Source organism: Thiococcus pfennigii, from assembly GCF_016583835.1.
In the GTDB taxonomy this organism is placed as follows: Bacteria; Pseudomonadota; Gammaproteobacteria; order Chromatiales; family Chromatiaceae; genus Thiococcus; species Thiococcus pfennigii.
In genome coordinates this window covers 1-16331 of record NZ_NRRW01000070.1, presented here as the reverse complement: position 1 = coordinate 16331, position 16331 = coordinate 1, and the positions used below count along the sequence as shown (strand labels likewise).

Sequence of the window (16331 nt, the reverse complement as noted above, 5' to 3'; positions counted from 1 at the left end):
GCCCGTCGTGACCCCGCCGGTCCTGCCACCCGTCGCGACCGGCGAGGCGCCCGAGTATCCGCGCATTCAGGACGCGCTGGTGCCACCCCTCGCGATCCCGGCCCTGCCCGGCGCTGTCGAACGCTACGGCCCTTAGGAACGGTGCAGAAACAACCGATACAAGCACGTGGAAGACAAAAAACGACGAAATGCGCGAAAGTCGCGAAAAACCCTAGATTTTCCCGCGTATATTCTGCCCTTTCGCGTATTTCGCGTGTCTTGCGTGTCTTGCGTGTCTTGCGTGTCTTGCGTGTCTCGCGTGTTTCGTAGTTTAAGAGGAAGATGCGCCGGTTGTTTTTTTCAATCGTCACTTTAGCCCAGCCAGGACTGGACACCGACGTCGCGCGGTCGGGGACTCGAACTCGCCACGCGACGCTCGACCGGCACCGGCGACAACTAATGAAAAAGGCCCGACCGGGAACCGGTCGGGCCTTTCGTGTTTTGGTGGGCCGTCAGGGATTCGAACCCCGGACCGATGGATTAAGAGTCCACTGCTCTACCAGCTGAGCTAACGGCCCAAATTTTGCGAGGGCGACATGGTACGGCGCCGCGGCCGTCCCGTCAATCCATGTCGCCGGACAATGGGGTGGACGATGGGAATCGAACCCACGACCACAGGAGCCACAATCCTGTGCTCTACCAACTGAGCTACGTCCACCATTGCGAACTGTGCAGCCTGTCTGCCGGCCACGGTCGAACTTGGCACGCCCGGCAGGGCTCGAACCTGCGACCAACGGCTTAGAAGGCCGTTGCTCTATCCAACTGAGCTACGGGCGCTTGGGAAGCGGCCCCGGCGATTGGTCGGGGTAGAGGGATTTGAACCCCCGACATCCTGCTCCCAAAGCAGGCGCGCTACCAGACTGCGCTATACCCCGCTTTCAGACCTTTCTCCATGGCCATCCGTGGTTTTAGAGGAGCGGATGTTACCGATCACGCCGGGCCGCGTCAAATGCACCTCGCGCCGATGCGGCCCCGCCGCCGGCAGGCGGATCCGTCCTGATCGGTGGGGGCATGCAGAGCCGGCTCGCGGGCGAACCGGGCCGGCGATCCAGACGGCCAATCGCCGGCAAGCCGACCCTTGCCGCGCGTGCTCGTCCGCCCGAGGGCCGTTACGGGCCCCGGCGACGCCGACTCGATCGCCCCGGGAGGTGGGGATTCGCCAGCGCACCCCGCCGAGGATCGACAGTCGAGCGTGCAAACCGCCTCGAGAAGAGACCGGAGAACCGATCTGCCGTGCCGCCGCCGGTGGCATCGCTTGCAACCTGATGACACGGCGCTATGATGCCGAGCCTTGAGCGAGTGAACAGGGCAGACAGGGTACGATGACGGCCAAGATACTCGACGGCAAGGCCATCGCCGCGGAGATCCGCGGCACGATCGGGACGCGGGTCGCCGCGCTGCGCGCCGCCGGAGGACGCCCACCTGGCCTGGCGGTGGTGCTGGTCGGCGAGGATCCGGCCTCGCAGGTCTATGTGCGCAATAAGGACAAGGCCTGCGCCGAGGTCGGCTTCCATTCCGAGATCCACAGGCTCCCGGCGACGACGAGCCAGGCGGAGTTGCTCGCGCTGGTCGAGCGGCTCAATGTCGATCCGCGGATCGACGGCATCCTGGTGCAGCTACCGCTGCCGCCACAGATCGACGCGGAGGCGGTGATCGAGCGCATCGACCCGGCCAAGGACGTCGACGGCTTCCACCCCTACAACGTCGGCCGCCTGGCGCTGCGGATGCCGCGGCTGCGCCCCTGCACGCCCAAGGGCGTAATGACGCTGCTCGCGCGCACGGGCCAGCGCCTGGAGGGACTCGACGCCGTCGTCATCGGTCAGTCGAACATCGTCGGCCGGCCGATGGCCCTGGAGTTGCTCGCAGCGCGCTGCACCATCACGGTCTGCCACAGCCGCACCAAGGACCTCGCCGCCAAGGCGCGCGGGGCCGACCTGCTGGTCGTCGCGATCGGCCGGGCCGAGTTCGTGCCGGGCGACTGGATCAAGGAGGGCGCGATCGTCATCGACGTCGGCATGAACCGCCGCGCCGACGGCCGACTGGTCGGCGATGTCGACTTCGCCGCCTGCGCCGAGCGCGCCGCCTGGATCACGCCGGTCCCGGGTGGGGTCGGGCCCATGACCATCGCCAGCCTGCTCGAGAACACCCTCCAGGCGCGTGGCGCCTGAGCCTCGCGCCCACCCCGACCAGGCTGCCGCTCAGCGAGCGAAGCGCACCTGAACATCGCGCGGCGGCGCCAGGTGCGGCGCCGTCGTCACCAGGACCCGCGCCCCGGCGCGGGCATAGGCCTCGGCGTTCTTCGCGTTGATGCCGCCGGCCGCGGCGATCACGGTCGCCGGGCGGCGTGCGTGCACGGCCGCGACCACCTCGGCTACGGCCTCGGGCGGGAACTTCTCCAGCTGGATCACGTCGGCCTCGGCCCAGGCGAGGGCCTCCTCGGGGGTCGCGACCTCGACGACGACCCGCTTCTCCGGGCATTGGCGGCGCAGCCGCGCAAGGGTCTCGGTCGGCGTCTCGCCGCCGAGGAAGAGCCGGTGCTCGGCGAAGACGAGCAGCGTCTCGGACAGGCCGTGGCGGTGCATCACCGCGCCGGCCGCCTGGAAGGCCTTGACGGCGAGCCGCCGGTTGCCCGGGACATTCTTGCGGGTGCCGGCGACCTGCACATCGGGGTCGCCGCGGCGCGCCGCGGCCAGGATGTCGGCCGCACAGGTGGCCATGCCGGAACACCATTCGACCAGGGTCTGGGCGACCTTCCAACCGCGATGCAGGGCGTCGGCGCGCCCAGCGGCCTCGAGCAGCAGCGTCTCGGACGGCGCCGCGCTGCCCGAGGCGGCGTGGATCTCGACCTGCGCACCGGACAGCGCGAAGAGCCGGGCGGCCTCCTCGATGCCGCAGGCGATCATCGGGTCGCGGGCATAGAAGCGGATCCGTCCCGGTTGGGCGGCGATGCCGAGCGAGCTCGTCGTTAGATCGCCGAACGGAACGTCCTCGGTCAGCAGCCGGTGCAGCTGCTCGTCGCTGAGCACCGGCGGTGTCGAATCGATCATCTGTGGTGGTCTCCTCTTCGGCGGCCCGGATCGGACGCGGCGGATCGGACAAACGTTGATTCTACGGCAGGCGCGGTCGCGCAGGCCCGCCAACCGAAGGTCGCGACGACGCCGCTCGACGCCTTGAACAGGGCGCAGCCGGCCCTCGGCGAGGCCGAGGCGCTCGTCGTGGCCGTCCTTCGCGATCACGGCCGTCGCGGCCCATCCACCGGGCACCGCGAGCGTCACCTCGGCATCGATCGGCCCGCCATGGATCCGGCAGACCTCCCCCCGGAGCTGGTTGCGCGCCGAGGTGCGAACCTACCGCACGCCCACGAGGGTCTCGTCCTAGCCGATCGCCGTCTCGAAGGCGACAACGACCTCCTCCATCGCCGCGAGCGAGCTCTCCACCACGGCGACCTTGACCTCGTCGGCCGAGACGGACACGCTGCGCTCGATCAGGACCAGGCGCCCGACCCGGCTCCTGAAGCCCTCCGAGTGCAATGCCCTGGCACCAGGCGACGAATCAGGATGCCGCACCTCTCGCTCGATTCGCACAAAAAAGGCACCGATCGAGACCGCAAGACCATCGCCCCGAGGAGATGCCGGTGCGGCCCACCGACGACGCGTCTCAGTCTCAGCCGTCGACCGCCAGGATGACGTGGGGGGCCTTGATCAGGGCACAGGCCAAAGCGCCCTCGGCGAGGCCGAGGGCGCGCAGGCTCTCGGTCGTAACGACCGCCGTCAGGTGCACGCCGCCGTCGAGGGCCAAGACGACCTCGGTGTTGACGGTGCCCTCGGTGATCCGTTCGACGGTGCCGCAGAGCCGGTTGCGTGCCGAGGTCTTCAGCCCCCCGTCGCCGGTCGTCAAGATGACGAACGAGGCCTTGATCAGCGCATAGACCTCGCCCCCCGGCGCCAAGCCGAGCGACTGGACGCTCTCCTGCGTGACCACGGCGACCAAGGGCGTGCCATTGAGATCCAAGGTCACCTCGGCGTTGACCGGGCCGGCCTTGATCGTCCGCACGACGCCGCGGAGGTGGTTCCTGGCGCTGACCTTCATCTTCAATGCCCCGATCAGGCTGTGGAAGCGATCGAAATCGCGGAGGCCCTCGCGCAGCCGGGCGAGGAAGCGCTGGTGCTCGCGCGCCGCGGTCTCGTAGACGACGATCAGGCGCCGGCCCTCGTCGGTCAGTTCGGTCCCCCCGCCGTGCCGCCCGCCGGCCTGGCGGCGCACCAGCGGCCGCTCGGCGAGGTTGTTCATCGCATCCACCGTGTCCCAGGCATGCTTGTAGGAGATCTGCATCGCCTTGGCCGCGCGCGAGATCGAGCCTGTCTCGCCGATGCGGCGCAAGAGCTCGATGCGCCCCTCACCGACGAAGTGACTCGCCTTCAGATCGAGCCGCAGCATGCCCGCGGTCTCCAGTTCCTGCTCTAGCTTCTCGGGCATCGCCGGCCTCCCCAACGCGAGGACATCGTTATATCAGAAAGGGGTGAACGGCGGCGACGGCGGCTCGGGTAACATGGACGCCAGCGCGCCACCGAGGACCACCGACCGCCATGACCGCCCAATCCGACGGCGACACCCTCGCCCGTGACATCTGGACCATCTCCCGCTTGAACCGCGAGGTCAGGGCCGTCCTCGAGGGGAGCTTTCCCCTGCTGTGGATCCGCGGCGAGCTGTCGAACCTCTCACAGCCGGCCTCGGGCCACCTCTATTTCACGCTGAAGGACGAGGCAGCCCAGGTCCGCTGCGTGATGTTCCGCCCGCGCCAGCGCCTCCTCGCGGCCCGCCCGGCCAACGGCCAGCAGGTCCTGGTGCGCGCCCGCGTCTCCCTCTACGACGCGCGCGGCGACTTCCAACTCATCGTCGAGCACTTGGAGCCAGCCGGCGAGGGCCTGTGGCGCCTGGAGCTGGAGCGACTCAAGCAGCGCCTCGCCACCGAGGGGCTGTTCGACGAGGCGGCCAAGCGGCCGCTGCCGACCTTCCCGCGCCAGGTCGGGCTCATCACCTCCCCATCCGGGGCCGCGGTGCGCGACCTGCTGACGGTCCTCGCACGACGCTGGCGCGCGCTGCCGGTCGTCATCTACCCGGTCGCCGTGCAGGGCGAGGCGGCGGCCGGCGAGATCGCCGCCGCGCTGACGCTCGCCGGGCGACGCGGCGACTGCGACGTCCTGATCCTGGCCCGCGGCGGCGGCGCCTACGAGGACCTGATGGCCTTCAACGACGAGCGCGTCGTGCGCGCGATCCGCGCGGTGCCGCTGCCGGTCGTGACCGGCATCGGCCACGAGGTCGACATCACCCTCGCCGATCTCGCCGCCGACCGCCGCGCGCCCACACCGTCGGCCGCCGCCGAACTGGTCAGCCCGTCCGCCGAGCACCTGGCCCAACGGCTCCGCGCCCTCGGCAACCGCCTGCGGACGGCGGTGCATCGGCCCCTGGCGGGCGCACGGCAGCGCCTCGCGGCGACGACCCGACACCTGGGCCTGCTGCACCCGGCGGCGCGCCTGCGCCAGCAGGCCCAAACCCTCGACGAGCGCGAGCGGCGCGTGGCGTTGGCCATGCGCGCCCGGCTCGACAGGCACGCCCGCGACCTGCGCGCGGCGACCGAGCGCCTCGCGGCCCGCTCGCCCGCACCGCGGCTCGCACCGCTCGGCGAGCGCACGCGGTGGCTCGGGCAGCGCCTGACACGCGCCCTCGCCCAGGGTCTCGCCGCGCGACGCAACCGCCTGGCCGAACTCGCCCACGGGCTCGACACCCTGAGCCCGCTCGGCACCCTGAACCGCGGCTACGCGCTGCTCACCCGACTGCCCGACGGCGCCCTGGTGCGCCGTGCGAGCGACGCCCCGCCCGGGACGCGCATCGCGGCCCGCCTCGCCGAAGGGCAGTTGACCTGCCGCGTCGAGACGGGCGCCGATGACGAACTCGGCGCGGCGACGCTTCCGAACTGAACCCTCGCCCCCCATCCGACCCGCTCTGCCTTCGGTTCGCCGACCTCCGGGCCTGATCGCAGTACCCTGGCACCCGCAACCGAGGAAGCAACGGCCGCGCTGCCCGCGGCCACCCGCGCCGGCATTGACGCCGCGCCGCCGTGAGGTCTAAGTTGGCCTCGTCGCCCGCCTCGGCGCGCGCGGCCCGGCCCCATCCCGACGACCCACCGACGACACTGAGGCCCCGGATGGAAGCACACAGGCTCAAGACGATCGATGACCTGCGGCTGAGTCCCGAGGAACGCGTCGAGCTCATCGGCGGCGAGATCGTCCGCCGACCGATGGCCCGATTCGAGCACGGGCAGGTACAGAGCCGTGCCTCGCGGGAACTCGGCCCGTTCGATCGCCGATCCGGCCCCGGCGGCTGGTGGATCGCGACCGAGGTCAGCGTCGCCTACGAGGCCCACGAGTGCCCGTCGCACGATATCGCCGGCTGGCGCAAGGAGCGGCTGCCGAGGATGCCCAGCGGCGTCGTCGAGCTGGCCCCGGACTGGGTCTGCGAGATCGTCTCGCCGGGCCACGAGCGCAAGGACACGCTGCACCTGCCGCTGCTGCTGCGCCGCCACGGGGCCCCCTTCTACTGGCTCATCTGGCCCGAGGACCGGGTCCTGATCGCCCACGCCCTCGAGGGCGGCAACTACCGGATCGTCGCGACGCTGAAGGACGAGGCCCGCGCGCGCATCCCGCCCTTCGATGCCGTCGAGCTCGACCTCGCCTACATCCTCGGCGCCGACCAGTCGGCGCCGGGCTGATCCGCGACCGGCGCCCCGAACCGGACCGACCCATGGCGCTGGCCAGCGCTCGTCGGGAACGGTATATTTCGGAAAATTTTCAGGGTTATCCAGCGAAGTGCCTTGACCGCCGGCGGGGCGCCGCCAGCCACGCCCGCCCCGCGGGGCCGCCCCGCCGCCCCTTCCCGCAAGGCCGCCCGATGACCCGGCGATGACCTGACAGGGTCGGGGAGCCCAGATGCACCAATTGCTGCCGCTCGGCACGACCGTCCAGTCCGCCTCCGGACACCCCTGCACCGTCGAAACCTTCCTCGGCGGCGGCGGCCAAGGGGAGGTCTACCGCGCCAACCTGGTCGACCGGGTGCTGGCGCTGAAGTGGTACTTCCCCGAGCAGGCCACGCCGGCCCAGCGCAACAACCTGGAGGTCCTGATCCGCAAGGGTCCGCCCAGCGCCCCCTTCCTCTGGCCGCTGGAGCTCGCCGCGGCCGACGACTTCCCCGGCTTCGGCTACCTGATGCCGCTGCGCGAGCCGCACTACAAGGGGCTGGTCGACCTGATGAAGCGACGCACCGAGCCGACCTTCCGGGCCCTCGCGACCGCCGGCATGCAGCTCGCCCAGGCCTTCCTCGACCTGCACACGCAGGGCCTCTGCTACCGCGACATCTCGTTCGGCAACGTCTTCTTCGACCCCGAGACGGGCGCCATCCAGGTCTGCGACAACGACAATGTCGCGATCGACCGCGCCGTCGACAGCGGGGTGCTCGGCACGCCGCGCTTCATCGCCCCCGAGGTCGTGCGCGGCGAGGCGGCGCCGAGCACCCAGACCGACCTCTTCTCGCTGTCGGTGCTGCTCTTCTACCTGCTGCACATCCACCACCCGCTCGAGGGCCGGCGCGAGGCCGAGATCAAGTGCTTCGACCTGCCGGCGATGAACCGGCTCTACGGCGACGAGCCGCTCTTCATCTTCGACCCGCACGACGAGGGCAACCGCCCGGTGCCAGGCCTGCACGACAATGCCCTGGCCTACTGGCCGCTCTACCCCCAGTCCCTGCGTGACCTCTTCACGCGCGCCTTCACCGCCGGCCTGCACGATCCCGAGGAGCGGGTGCGCGAGAGCGAGTGGCGGGCCGCCCTCGGGCAGCTGCGCGACACCATCCGCCACTGCGAGCACTGCGGGGCGGAGAACTTCCACGACGTCGGGCGCCCCGCCGACGAGCCCTTCGCCTGCTGGCACTGCGACCAGGGGCTGGCCCCGCCGCTGCGCCTCAGGCTCGGCCGCGAACAGGTCGTGCTCAACCGCGACACGGAGCTCTTCCCGCACCACTTGGACCGGCTGCGCCGCTACGACTTCGGCGCGCCGCTCGCGAGCGTCCAACCTCACCCGCAGCACCCGCAGATCTGGGGCCTGAACAACCGCTCGGCGACGACCTGGGTCATCACCACGGCCGAGGGCACGACGCGCGACGTCGAGCCCGGGCGGAGCCTGACCCTGGCCGCGGGCGTCAAGATCCGGTTCGGCAATCTCGAAGGCGAAATCCACCGTTAACCGCAGGAGCACCCCTATGGCCATACGTCCCGGCGGCGAGCTGGCGACCCGCCCGCTGCACTTCATCTGGATCGCCGACTGCTCGGGCTCGATGTCCACCGACGGCAAGATCCAGGCGCTGAACAACGCGATCCGCGAGGCCCTACCGCTGATGCGCAGCGTGGCCGACGACAACCCCAACGCCGAGGTCCTGGTGCGGGCGCTGCGCTTCTCCGGGGGCGCCGAGTGGCATGTCAAGCCGACCCCGATCGGCGAGTTCAAATGGACCGACCTGCGTGCCCACGGCCAGACCGACCTCGGCTACGCGCTCAACATGGTCGCCGAGGAGCTGCGCATCCCGCCGATGAGCGAGCGGGCGCTGCCGCCGGTGCTGGTCCTGATCTCCGACGGCCAGCCGAGCGACGACTACATCGGCGGCCTCGAGGCGCTGATGCACGAGCCCTGGGGTAAGAAGGCGGTGCGCATCGCGATCGCGATCGGGGAGGACGCCGACACGGACGTCCTGCAACAGTTCATCGGCCACCCCGACCTCAAGCCGCTCCAGGCCAACAACCCCGAGGCCCTGGTGCGCCACATCAAGTGGGTCTCGACCGCAGTGCTCAAATCGGCGTCCTCGCCGGCCAGCCAGGCGGCCGGGGTACCGTTGCTGACCCACATGCCGCTGCCGGCGCTGCCGCCGGCGAGCGACCCCACACTGGTCGACGACGTCTGGTGACGCGCGGCCGTGACCGCGCCGACCCGATGGCGAACCCTCACGGCCAGCGTGTGCGGCGCCGCGCACCGCCGCCGCGGGCTGCCGAATCAGGATGCGGTGCGGGTCACCCGCTGCCCTGACCATGCGCCGCTGATCCTGGCGCTGGCCGACGGCCACGGCAGCGCCCACTGCTTCCGCAGCCGCTGCGGCGCCCGCCTGGCGGTCGGGGTCGCCCACCTCGCCCGCAGCCAGCTCCACGAGCCGGTCGGCCTCTCCGGGGTACGACGCTGGGCCGAGGAGCAGCTGCCGCGCGAGCTGGTCCGGGAATGGCGCCGACGGGTCGAACGGCACCTGGCCCGCGAGCCCTTCACGACCGACGAGCTCGACGCCCTGGACACCGCCGGGCGCCGCACCCTCGCCGCCAACCCGTTCGTCGCCTACGGCACGACCCTGCTCATGGTCATCGTCGCGCCAGCCTTCATCCTCTATCTCCAGCTCGGCGACGGCGATATCCTCACCGTGGCCGCCAGCGGCGCCATCGAGCGGCCGATCGCCCAAGACCCGCGCCTGATCGCCAACGAGACCACCTCGCTCTGCTCGCCCCAGGCGTGGGACGAGATGCGGGTGACCTTCCAGGCCCTCGCCGGGGCGCCGCCCGGGCTGATCCTCGCGGCGACCGACGGTTACGCCAATTCGTTTCGCGACGAGGCGGGCTTCCGCCAGGTCGCGCACGACCTCTGGGAGATGATCCGCGGCGGCGACTGGGCAGGCATCGAGCGCGGCTTGCCCGATTGGCTGCACGAGGCCACCGAGCAGGGCAGCGGTGACGACATCACGGTCGGCCTCCTCGCCGAGCGCACCGACGCCGGCCCCCCGGATGCCGCACCGCGGCTGGAACGAGACACGGATCCGCATGAACGAACTGCCCCGACAGACGCTGCGTGAGCTGATCCTCTACCACGGCCGCGCGCTGTGCGAGGACCCGCGCCGCTGCGAGGCCCTGCTCAAGGACCACTGCGGCCAGCACAAGCGCGAGATCGCGGTGTTGATGGCCGCCCTCAGGGACCAGATCCCGCGCGACCTGCTGCACGGTGGCGGCGGTACCCCGCCGTCGCTGCTCCAGGCGCGCCTGGTGCGACGGCTCTACGACAACCTCGGCATCGCCGAGGTCTTCGCCGCCTGGGCAGTCGAGTCCTGGATGCTCGCGCTGGGGCTGCCGGTCGCCAACGCGGCGCCGGACGATGCCCCGAGTCAGAGCCCGATCTCGGCCGGCGGCACCGTGCTCGCCGGGCGCTACCGCGATCAAGGCGACGGCACCGTCACCGACCTCGCGACCGGCCTGCAATGGATGCGCGCCGCCCTCGGCCAGCGCTGGACCGAGCCCGGCTGCTCGGGCGAGGCGGAACAGCACCCCTGGTCGGAGGTGCTCGCGGCGGCCGAGCGATTCAACCAGGCGCGCAGCGCCGCCGGCCACGCCGACTGGCGCGTGCCGACGATCGATGAACTGCGCACGCTGATCTACTGCTCCGGCGGGCGGCCGCGGCTCTGGAACGACACGGGCAACGAGTGCCAGGGCCAGTTCGACCGGCCGACCATCTACCTGCCGGCCTTCCCGAACACCCCGCGCGCCGCCTTCTGGTCGGCCTCGCCGGACGCCTCCGACCCCGCCTACGCCTGGCTCGTCTACTTCTCGAACGGCCAGGTCAACTACGGCTACAAGGACCGACCCGCCTGCATCCGTCTGGTGCGCGGCGGGACCGCATCTGGAAGACGCGCAAGCAAACACCGACGGAAATGAGACCCGCGCGGCCAGGCGGCTCGGCGTCAGCGAGCCGCCGACCCTGGCCCATTCGCCCCCGCCGGACAAGGGCGGGCATCCGCGGCCCGCGCGGTGCGACAAGGCGGGCACTGAGCCCAACTCGGGCACCAACCCCCAGCGGCCCTCACACGGCGGATCTGTTCTGATCCGCGGGGGGCCGACGAGGCGTACCGGCGGACTCCGCCAGCGTTGCCTGGGCCGATGGCACGGCCCGTAGGCCGGGTTGGGCGCGCCGGCACGGCGGTCGAGGAAAACAACGGATTGCGCGCGCCGTAACCCGACGGCGGCCTTGCTCGGAGCCGCGTTGCCGGCTGTCGGGTTACGCCCCGAAGGGCTAACCCGACTACGGCTCCGCCAGCGTTGCCTGGGCCGATGGCACGGCCTGTAGGTCGGGTTAGGCGCGCCGGAGCGGCGGCGCGGCGGTCCAGGAAAACAAAGGATTGCGCGCGCCGTAACCCGACGGCGGCCTTGCTCGGAGCCGCGTTGCCGGCTGTCGGGTTACGCCCCGAAGGGCTAACCCGACCTACGGCTCCGCCAGTGTTGCCTGAGCCGATGGCACGGCCCGTAGGTCGGGTTAGGCGCGCCGGCACAGCGATCTAGGGAAAACAAAGGATTGCGCGCGCCGTAACCCGACGGCGGCCTTGCTCGGAGCCGCGTTGCCGGCTGTCGGGTTACGCACTGCGGGGCTGACCCGACCGAGTGTGCCGCGCGGTCATCGGCACGGCGCACCCGGTCGAGGATCGACCGCCACCCCTGTGCCCTCAGCGAAAAAGGCCGCAGAACGGATCAGCCCTGGCGGCCCTCATACTATGGCTTGTGACCCCCGAGCCCGACACCTAAACTGAAGCGGAGTCCGCCAACGCCAACAAACCGGCCAGGCTCCCTCGCAACCAAGCGATGAGCGAACCATGATTGCCGCTGAATCCCTGCCTCGCATGTCGGTACCCGCCTACCTCGCGTTCGAGCGAGAGAGCGAGATTCGGCACGAACTGGTCGACGGCTACCTCTATGCGATGACCGGCGCCAGCGACCGGCACGAGGAGATCGCGGCCAATCTTCTTGCCGCGATCCACCAGCATCTGCAAGGATCCGGCTGCCGGGTCTATGGCAGCAACCTCAAGATTCGTGTCGGCGACGACTTCCTGTACCCGGATTTGTTCGTACGCTGCGCCACGGAACGGGGCGACAGCTACTTCAAGACGGATCCGAAGCTGGTCATCGAAGTCCTTTCGCCCAACACCCAGCGTTACGACCGAGGCGATAAAAGGCTCGCCTATCAGAGCCTCCCCAGCCTGCAGGAATACCTGCTGGTGGCCCAGGACGAGCCCAGCATCGAGCTCTATCGGCGCACTCCCAACGGATGGGAATCGAAGATCCATCGCGGGCTCGCCACGACGATCGAACTGAACTCCATCCACCTAAAGATCGGATTGGGCCGGATCTACGCCTGAACCTTGCGTGCGGATCGATCCGAGGAGCAAAGATGCAAAGATGGGGTCAAGGCCAAGAGATCGGGGCAGGCCGCCAAATGCACACTGCATCTCTCCAAGATGCCCTGGTCCGCGAAGTGCGCCAAGCCGTGCCCAACGTTGACCTTCCAGGCACTACCTCATCTCTTCGCTCGATCGACGCGCTCTCGATGAGGCGATGCCCATGTCATCCTACGAGCAGGACTTCTACCGCTGGACCCAAGAGCAGGCCAGTCTATTACGCGAGGGGCGCCTATCGGCCATCGATGTCGATCACCTCATCGAGGAGTTGGAGACCATGGACGCACGCGAGCGGCGCGAGCTCGCCAACCGGCTCAGGGTCCTGCTCGCCCACCTGCTGACATGGCGCTACCAACCGGAACGGCGCTCCCGGAGTTGGCGTGCCACCATCGACGAGCAAAGGCTTTCGCTCGATGACCTGCTGGACGACAATCCCAGTCTGCGCTCCACGCTCGATGAGCAACTGGACAAGGCGTATCGCCTTGGTCGGCTCGTGGCGATCAGGGAGACCGACTTGGATGAGGACACCTTCCCGAGCGGCTGCCCGTTCGCGCTGGCCGACGTGTTGGCCAAAGGCCGATACCCAGACGAGTGGCGCCGCTTGGGGTCAGAGCGTTCGACGCACACGGCGCGCAGTCGACCACCCAGGGGGCGGTACGGGCCCGCGCGGATCCGCGCCCGAACCAGCCTGGACCGACGAGGACCCGCGCCCAAGACGGGGCGCCGCGTGGACCCAGCCGGTCCGGTGCCCACGGGATGGCGAAGGTAGAGAGGGGGCGCCGCAAGGGGCGGTAGAATCCTGTCGTCGATCGAATCACACGTCCGGCCGATCCAGGCCGTCCGGAGGTCGCCATGCCGCATCCCCCTGTCGAGACCACCTCGTTCACCTACGGTGACTACTGCCATTGGCCCGACGAGGAACGCTGGGAACTGATCGATGGCGAGGCGTTCGCGATGGCGCCCGCACCGACGCGAATCCATCAGGAGTTCGTCGTCGAGTTGGTCCGTCAGATCGCCAATGGTCTGCAGAATCATCCTTGTCGCGTCTATGTCGCTCCGTTCGATGTGCGCCTGCCCAGAGGGGACGAGCGCGACGACCAGATCGACACGGTCGTGCAGCCGGACGTCGCCGTGATCTGCGATCCGCGCAAGCTCGACGACCGCGGCTGCCGCGGGGCGCCGGATTGGATCATCGAGATCATCTCGCCGTCGAGCGCGGTCCAGGATCAGGTCCGCAAGCGCGCCCTCTACGAACGCGTGGGGGTCCGCGAATACTGGCTGGTGCATCCGCACGACCGCGTGCTGACCCTCTATCGGCTCGACGCGCGCGGCGCCTACGGCAAGCCGCACGTCCAGGCGTTGGAGGGCGAGACGGCGGTCGGCGTCTTCGATGGCGTGACGATCCGTTGGCCGGCCGCCGAGCCAGCGGCCGACGGCGGCCCCGGCGCAGGAGCGGACAACTCGCCCTGAAGATCCGGGGATCCGAGGTGAGGTGGCCACTCGGCCTCGCCCGCCACGGATGCGCCCCCAGCGGTCCGTCTCGCGCTTGAAGGGGAGGTCCTTGAGCGCCGGATGGGCGCAGATCTCCTCCTACCAGCTAGTCGCGCACCTCCGGCCATGGGCACGGGCGGCGTCCGCATGGCACCGCCCCTGTCCGAGATTCTAGCGCGGCGGGCGTGTGGGGGTCGCCCGATGTTCATCGGCGGTCTTCGGGGGATAGGCCGGGTAGGGTCGCGCGCCATTTGTGTCCACGCGCAATGGTAGACCCCGCCTCGCACCCGATGGCTGCGAAAGGCCACGCAAGCGGCCCTTTTCTTGCGCGGTACGGGCGCTAACTTTCTGTTTTGCAAAACCATTCGAATGATGAGGACGACCCCGTGGGTCTAGCCGAGCTTGTCTAAGGATCAGTCAAGGACCTGCCGCAGAGTGCGACCCAAGAGGCCCTAGACTTCGCCCATTTCCTGGCCCAGCGCCAGGCTCCCCGCGAGGACCGCGATCTCATGCTAGCTCGACAGAGCGCCCTCGCGGATTGGGACGATTCGGACGACGGCGCCTGAAACGATGCCCCGCCGTATGAACTTGTTCTCCCCTTCTCGGACGGCAAGGGGGCGAAGCTCGGGCCCGTTCTGGTGCCGACACGGCCAAACCCGCAAGGTGACTTCACCTGACCCCGCCCACGCTCGATTCCGCACTCGCCGATTTCGCTCGTGCCCGGCCCGTAACCCTGCGCAACGGCCGCTGGGGTCGCGGGACGTGGCTTCGATCACGAAAAACCATTTAGTATGTAATTATATTCTTCCGGTCAGATCAGCCTAACGCGGGGAGTTGTGCCATGAACCGTCCGTTTCTTTACCGCCTCGCCTGGGGCTGCCTCGTGGTCACTTCTCTCGCTTCCTCGGCCGCCCATGCGACAAACGGCATGGCTTTGTCCGGCTACGGGCCCATCGCGATGGCCATGGGCGGCGCGGCTGTGGCGTACGACAGTGGCAATTCCGGCGCGATCAATAACCCAGCGACGCTGGCCCTGATGCCGCAAGGCGCACGCTTCGAGGTCGACGTGAACACAACGGTGTCCGGTCCCAATCACAGGTAGTGCAAAAGCATCGGCCGTAGGTGCCGCTCATAGAGCGCAGGGGAGGCTGGCTTGAGGAAGGAGTGTTTGAAGAACCGTAACACCTGGCGGCTGATCTTGGAGGTATGACGGAACAGGCATGCCGCCCAGTCGGGACGGTCGGTGCCGTCGGGGGCATCGGGCTCGGCGCATTGGCGTTGATCCTGTTTGCGCAGCGCTTTTTCATCGCGCACCGTCTCATCGAGGAGGGTCGGCACGGCCATGGCGAGGAGCAGATGGGTGATCAGGACCAGGCGCATCTGATTCTCGATGGCGGTGAGGCTTTTGCCCCAGGCCTTGGCCTGGGCGAAGTCATTTTTCCAGGTGTCGAAGCACTTCTCCTCGTCCCAGCGGCGCGAGTAGAGGAAGGCGACGACACCGGGCAGGAGGGAGAAGTCATTGGTGAGGAACTCCACGGTGCGGCCGCGGCGCGTGCGAAAGGTGACGAGGCGCCACAGGTCACGCGAGCTCGAGAGGGTGATGCGCAGGTCGGCGACGACACCCTCGTTGTAGGGATCGTCTGTGACGGGGATCTCCTCGGTGGAATCCACGCGCAGGCCGCTCTTCATGCGGGTGATCATGGTGCTGCCCAAGCCGCGCTTCTTCTTGTCCCAGAAGGCGGCGTCGATGAAGGCGCGGTCCACCAGCCAGAGCACGCCGCGCTCGCGCGTGAGTGCCCGTGGTTGCTGATCGTAGTCGCGCAGCATGCGCACCTCATGGCGGCTGCGGGTTTCGATGTGCACGGCCTCAGCCACGCCCAGGCGCAGGTTGAAGAAGGGCAGCGCGGCGTGGCCTTTGGGGTTGTCCTGACCGCCCTCACGGGGCGTGCAGCGCCGATAATGGGCGCTCTCGAGGAGGTAGGTGCCATCCGTGGCCCGCACCGGGCGGGTGCCCAGGCCGGGGATGCCGGCCAAGCGGTCGGGCAAGATCTGCTTGGCGTCCTCGACCAGGGCCGCAACAACGCCTTCGAGCACCGCGCCGCGCGCGCCGGAGGCCAGGGCATCTGACCAAGTCGAGCGTGCCAGCGGTAGCCTCGCCTCGGCGTTCGCCTCGAGATGCCACAAGGCTTGGACTTGCTCGCGCAAGGTCATCATGCCCTGCAGATGGCGCAGCACCCCCAGGGCGATGAAGTCGGCCATGTTCAAGGTCCGGCCGATGGCCGGTGCCGTGCGCACACGGGAGAGGGCTCGCTCGACAGGGGCAAGGACATCGGCGAAGACTGTGCTGTCAGTGAGGCGCTGCATGAGGGATTTCAGTCGACCGAGGATCATATGAGTCTCGCTAAGTGATTGTTTTACAATACACAGCGCGACCTCATTGGAGACCTCTTGTCAAGTCTTTTTTGCTCGAATGGCGAGATTTTTTTGCGTTTCTCGATCGCCCC

The 16331-nt window shown here is 69.2% G+C and carries 15 protein-coding genes, 4 tRNA genes and 1 pseudogene; 11 read left to right on the top strand and 9 right to left on the bottom strand.

The genetic code is table 11. From position 1 onward, the window contains the following. Positions 1-481 precede the first annotated feature (481 nt). The 4 genes from CKO41_RS16250 to CKO41_RS16235 form a co-directional block, all read right to left on the bottom strand. Positions 482-557 (bottom strand) — tRNA-Lys (locus CKO41_RS16250). 64 nt (positions 558-621) lie between these two features. After that, a tRNA-His gene (locus CKO41_RS16245) sits at positions 622-697 on the bottom strand. A gap of 42 nt (positions 698-739) precedes the next feature. After that, positions 740-816 (bottom strand) — tRNA-Arg (locus tag CKO41_RS16240). Between the two features lie 21 nt (positions 817-837). Next, positions 838-914, bottom strand: a tRNA-Pro gene (locus tag CKO41_RS16235). 447 nt (positions 915-1361) lie between these two features. Between CKO41_RS16235 and folD the strand changes: the two genes are divergently transcribed. Continuing rightward, positions 1362-2207: a bifunctional methylenetetrahydrofolate dehydrogenase/methenyltetrahydrofolate cyclohydrolase FolD gene (gene folD, locus CKO41_RS16230; RefSeq protein WP_200383049.1), complete on the top strand. Its 846-nt coding sequence runs from the start codon at positions 1362-1364 to the stop codon at positions 2205-2207. 30 nt (positions 2208-2237) lie between these two features. On the opposite strand, the gene modD is transcribed toward folD, so the two are convergent. From modD to modE, 4 genes and pseudogenes are all read right to left on the bottom strand, one after another. Next, a complete protein-coding gene (modD, locus tag CKO41_RS16225; protein ID WP_200383048.1) occupies positions 2238-3086 on the bottom strand; it encodes a ModD protein in 849 nt (282 codons plus the stop codon). A gap of 153 nt (positions 3087-3239) precedes the next feature. Further along, positions 3240-3368: pseudogene (locus tag CKO41_RS19200) on the bottom strand (TOBE domain-containing protein); the annotation flags it as partial. Positions 3369-3413: 45 nt separating this feature from the next. Next, complete coding sequence (locus CKO41_RS16220; protein WP_200383047.1) at positions 3414-3605, bottom strand: hypothetical protein; 192 nt, start codon at positions 3603-3605, stop codon at positions 3414-3416. Between the two features lie 97 nt (positions 3606-3702). Then, entirely contained in the window at positions 3703-4515 is an 813-nt protein-coding gene (gene modE / locus CKO41_RS16215; protein WP_200383046.1) for a molybdenum-dependent transcriptional regulator ModE, read from the bottom strand. A 110-nt stretch (positions 4516-4625) separates the two neighbouring features. Here modE and xseA point away from each other — a divergent pair, with 110 nt between their 5' ends. From xseA to CKO41_RS16165, 10 genes are all read left to right on the top strand, one after another. Continuing rightward, positions 4626-6017 carry an exodeoxyribonuclease VII large subunit gene (xseA, locus tag CKO41_RS16210; protein ID WP_200383045.1) on the top strand — a complete coding sequence of 464 codons (1392 nt, stop codon included), beginning with the start codon at positions 4626-4628 and terminating at the stop codon, positions 6015-6017. Between the two features lie 227 nt (positions 6018-6244). After that, the gene (locus tag CKO41_RS16205) at positions 6245-6808 is read left to right on the top strand and encodes a Uma2 family endonuclease (RefSeq protein ID WP_200383044.1); all 564 of its coding nucleotides are present in this window, start codon (positions 6245-6247) and stop codon (positions 6806-6808) included. Between the two features lie 217 nt (positions 6809-7025). Beyond that, positions 7026-8333 (top strand): protein kinase domain-containing protein, encoded by a 1308-nt coding sequence (locus CKO41_RS16200; RefSeq protein ID WP_200383043.1) that lies wholly within the window; start codon positions 7026-7028, stop codon positions 8331-8333. Between the two features lie 16 nt (positions 8334-8349). Continuing rightward, entirely contained in the window at positions 8350-9048 is a 699-nt protein-coding gene (locus CKO41_RS16195; RefSeq protein ID WP_200252391.1) for a vWA domain-containing protein, read from the top strand. 9 nt (positions 9049-9057) lie between these two features. After that, the gene (locus CKO41_RS16190) at positions 9058-9972 is read left to right on the top strand and encodes a protein phosphatase 2C domain-containing protein (RefSeq protein WP_200252392.1); all 915 of its coding nucleotides are present in this window, start codon (positions 9058-9060) and stop codon (positions 9970-9972) included. After that, positions 9941-10825 carry an Lcl C-terminal domain-containing protein gene (locus tag CKO41_RS16185; RefSeq protein ID WP_200383042.1) on the top strand — a complete coding sequence of 295 codons (885 nt, stop codon included), beginning with the start codon at positions 9941-9943 and terminating at the stop codon, positions 10823-10825. The genes CKO41_RS16190 and CKO41_RS16185 overlap by 32 nt, the downstream gene beginning before the upstream one ends. Before the next feature lie 929 nt (positions 10826-11754). After that, positions 11755-12297: a Uma2 family endonuclease gene (locus tag CKO41_RS16180; protein ID WP_200252394.1), complete on the top strand. Its 543-nt coding sequence runs from the start codon at positions 11755-11757 to the stop codon at positions 12295-12297. Between the two features lie 202 nt (positions 12298-12499). Next, positions 12500-13105, top strand: coding sequence for a DUF29 family protein (locus tag CKO41_RS16175; RefSeq protein ID WP_200383041.1), 606 nt, complete (start codon positions 12500-12502; stop codon positions 13103-13105). 83 nt (positions 13106-13188) lie between these two features. Further along, positions 13189-13806 carry a Uma2 family endonuclease gene (locus CKO41_RS16170; RefSeq protein ID WP_200383040.1) on the top strand — a complete coding sequence of 206 codons (618 nt, stop codon included), beginning with the start codon at positions 13189-13191 and terminating at the stop codon, positions 13804-13806. A gap of 862 nt (positions 13807-14668) precedes the next feature. Further along, on the top strand, positions 14669-14929 hold the full coding sequence (locus CKO41_RS16165; RefSeq protein ID WP_200383039.1) for a hypothetical protein: 261 nt from the start codon (positions 14669-14671) through the stop codon (positions 14927-14929). Here the strand turns inward: CKO41_RS16165 and CKO41_RS16160 are convergent. Further along, positions 14920-16218 (bottom strand): transposase, encoded by a 1299-nt coding sequence (locus tag CKO41_RS16160; protein WP_200383038.1) that lies wholly within the window; start codon positions 16216-16218, stop codon positions 14920-14922. The genes CKO41_RS16165 and CKO41_RS16160 overlap by 10 nt on opposite strands. Positions 16219-16331: the final 113 nt, after the last annotated feature.

What these genes read in the sequence shown, in the direction of transcription:
- folD (WP_200383049.1), top strand. Translation starts at nt 1,362, where the DNA reads ATGACGGCCAAGATACTCGACGGCAAGGCCATCGCCGCGGAGATCCGC.
- modD (WP_200383048.1), bottom strand. Translation starts at nt 3,086, where the DNA reads ATGATCGATTCGACACCGCCGGTGCTCAGCGACGAGCAGCTGCACCGG.
- modE (WP_200383046.1), bottom strand. Translation starts at nt 4,515, where the DNA reads ATGCCCGAGAAGCTAGAGCAGGAACTGGAGACCGCGGGCATGCTGCGG.
- xseA (WP_200383045.1), top strand. Translation starts at nt 4,626, where the DNA reads ATGACCGCCCAATCCGACGGCGACACCCTCGCCCGTGACATCTGGACC.
- CKO41_RS16205 (WP_200383044.1), top strand. Translation starts at nt 6,245, where the DNA reads ATGGAAGCACACAGGCTCAAGACGATCGATGACCTGCGGCTGAGTCCC.
- CKO41_RS16200 (WP_200383043.1), top strand. Translation starts at nt 7,026, where the DNA reads ATGCACCAATTGCTGCCGCTCGGCACGACCGTCCAGTCCGCCTCCGGA.
- CKO41_RS16195 (WP_200252391.1), top strand. Translation starts at nt 8,350, where the DNA reads ATGGCCATACGTCCCGGCGGCGAGCTGGCGACCCGCCCGCTGCACTTC.
- CKO41_RS16185 (WP_200383042.1), top strand. Translation starts at nt 9,941, where the DNA reads ATGAACGAACTGCCCCGACAGACGCTGCGTGAGCTGATCCTCTACCAC.
- CKO41_RS16180 (WP_200252394.1), top strand. Translation starts at nt 11,755, where the DNA reads ATGATTGCCGCTGAATCCCTGCCTCGCATGTCGGTACCCGCCTACCTC.
- CKO41_RS16175 (WP_200383041.1), top strand. Translation starts at nt 12,500, where the DNA reads ATGTCATCCTACGAGCAGGACTTCTACCGCTGGACCCAAGAGCAGGCC.
- CKO41_RS16170 (WP_200383040.1), top strand. Translation starts at nt 13,189, where the DNA reads ATGCCGCATCCCCCTGTCGAGACCACCTCGTTCACCTACGGTGACTAC.
- CKO41_RS16165 (WP_200383039.1), top strand. Translation starts at nt 14,669, where the DNA reads ATGAACCGTCCGTTTCTTTACCGCCTCGCCTGGGGCTGCCTCGTGGTC.
- CKO41_RS16160 (WP_200383038.1), bottom strand. Translation starts at nt 16,218, where the DNA reads ATGATCCTCGGTCGACTGAAATCCCTCATGCAGCGCCTCACTGACAGC.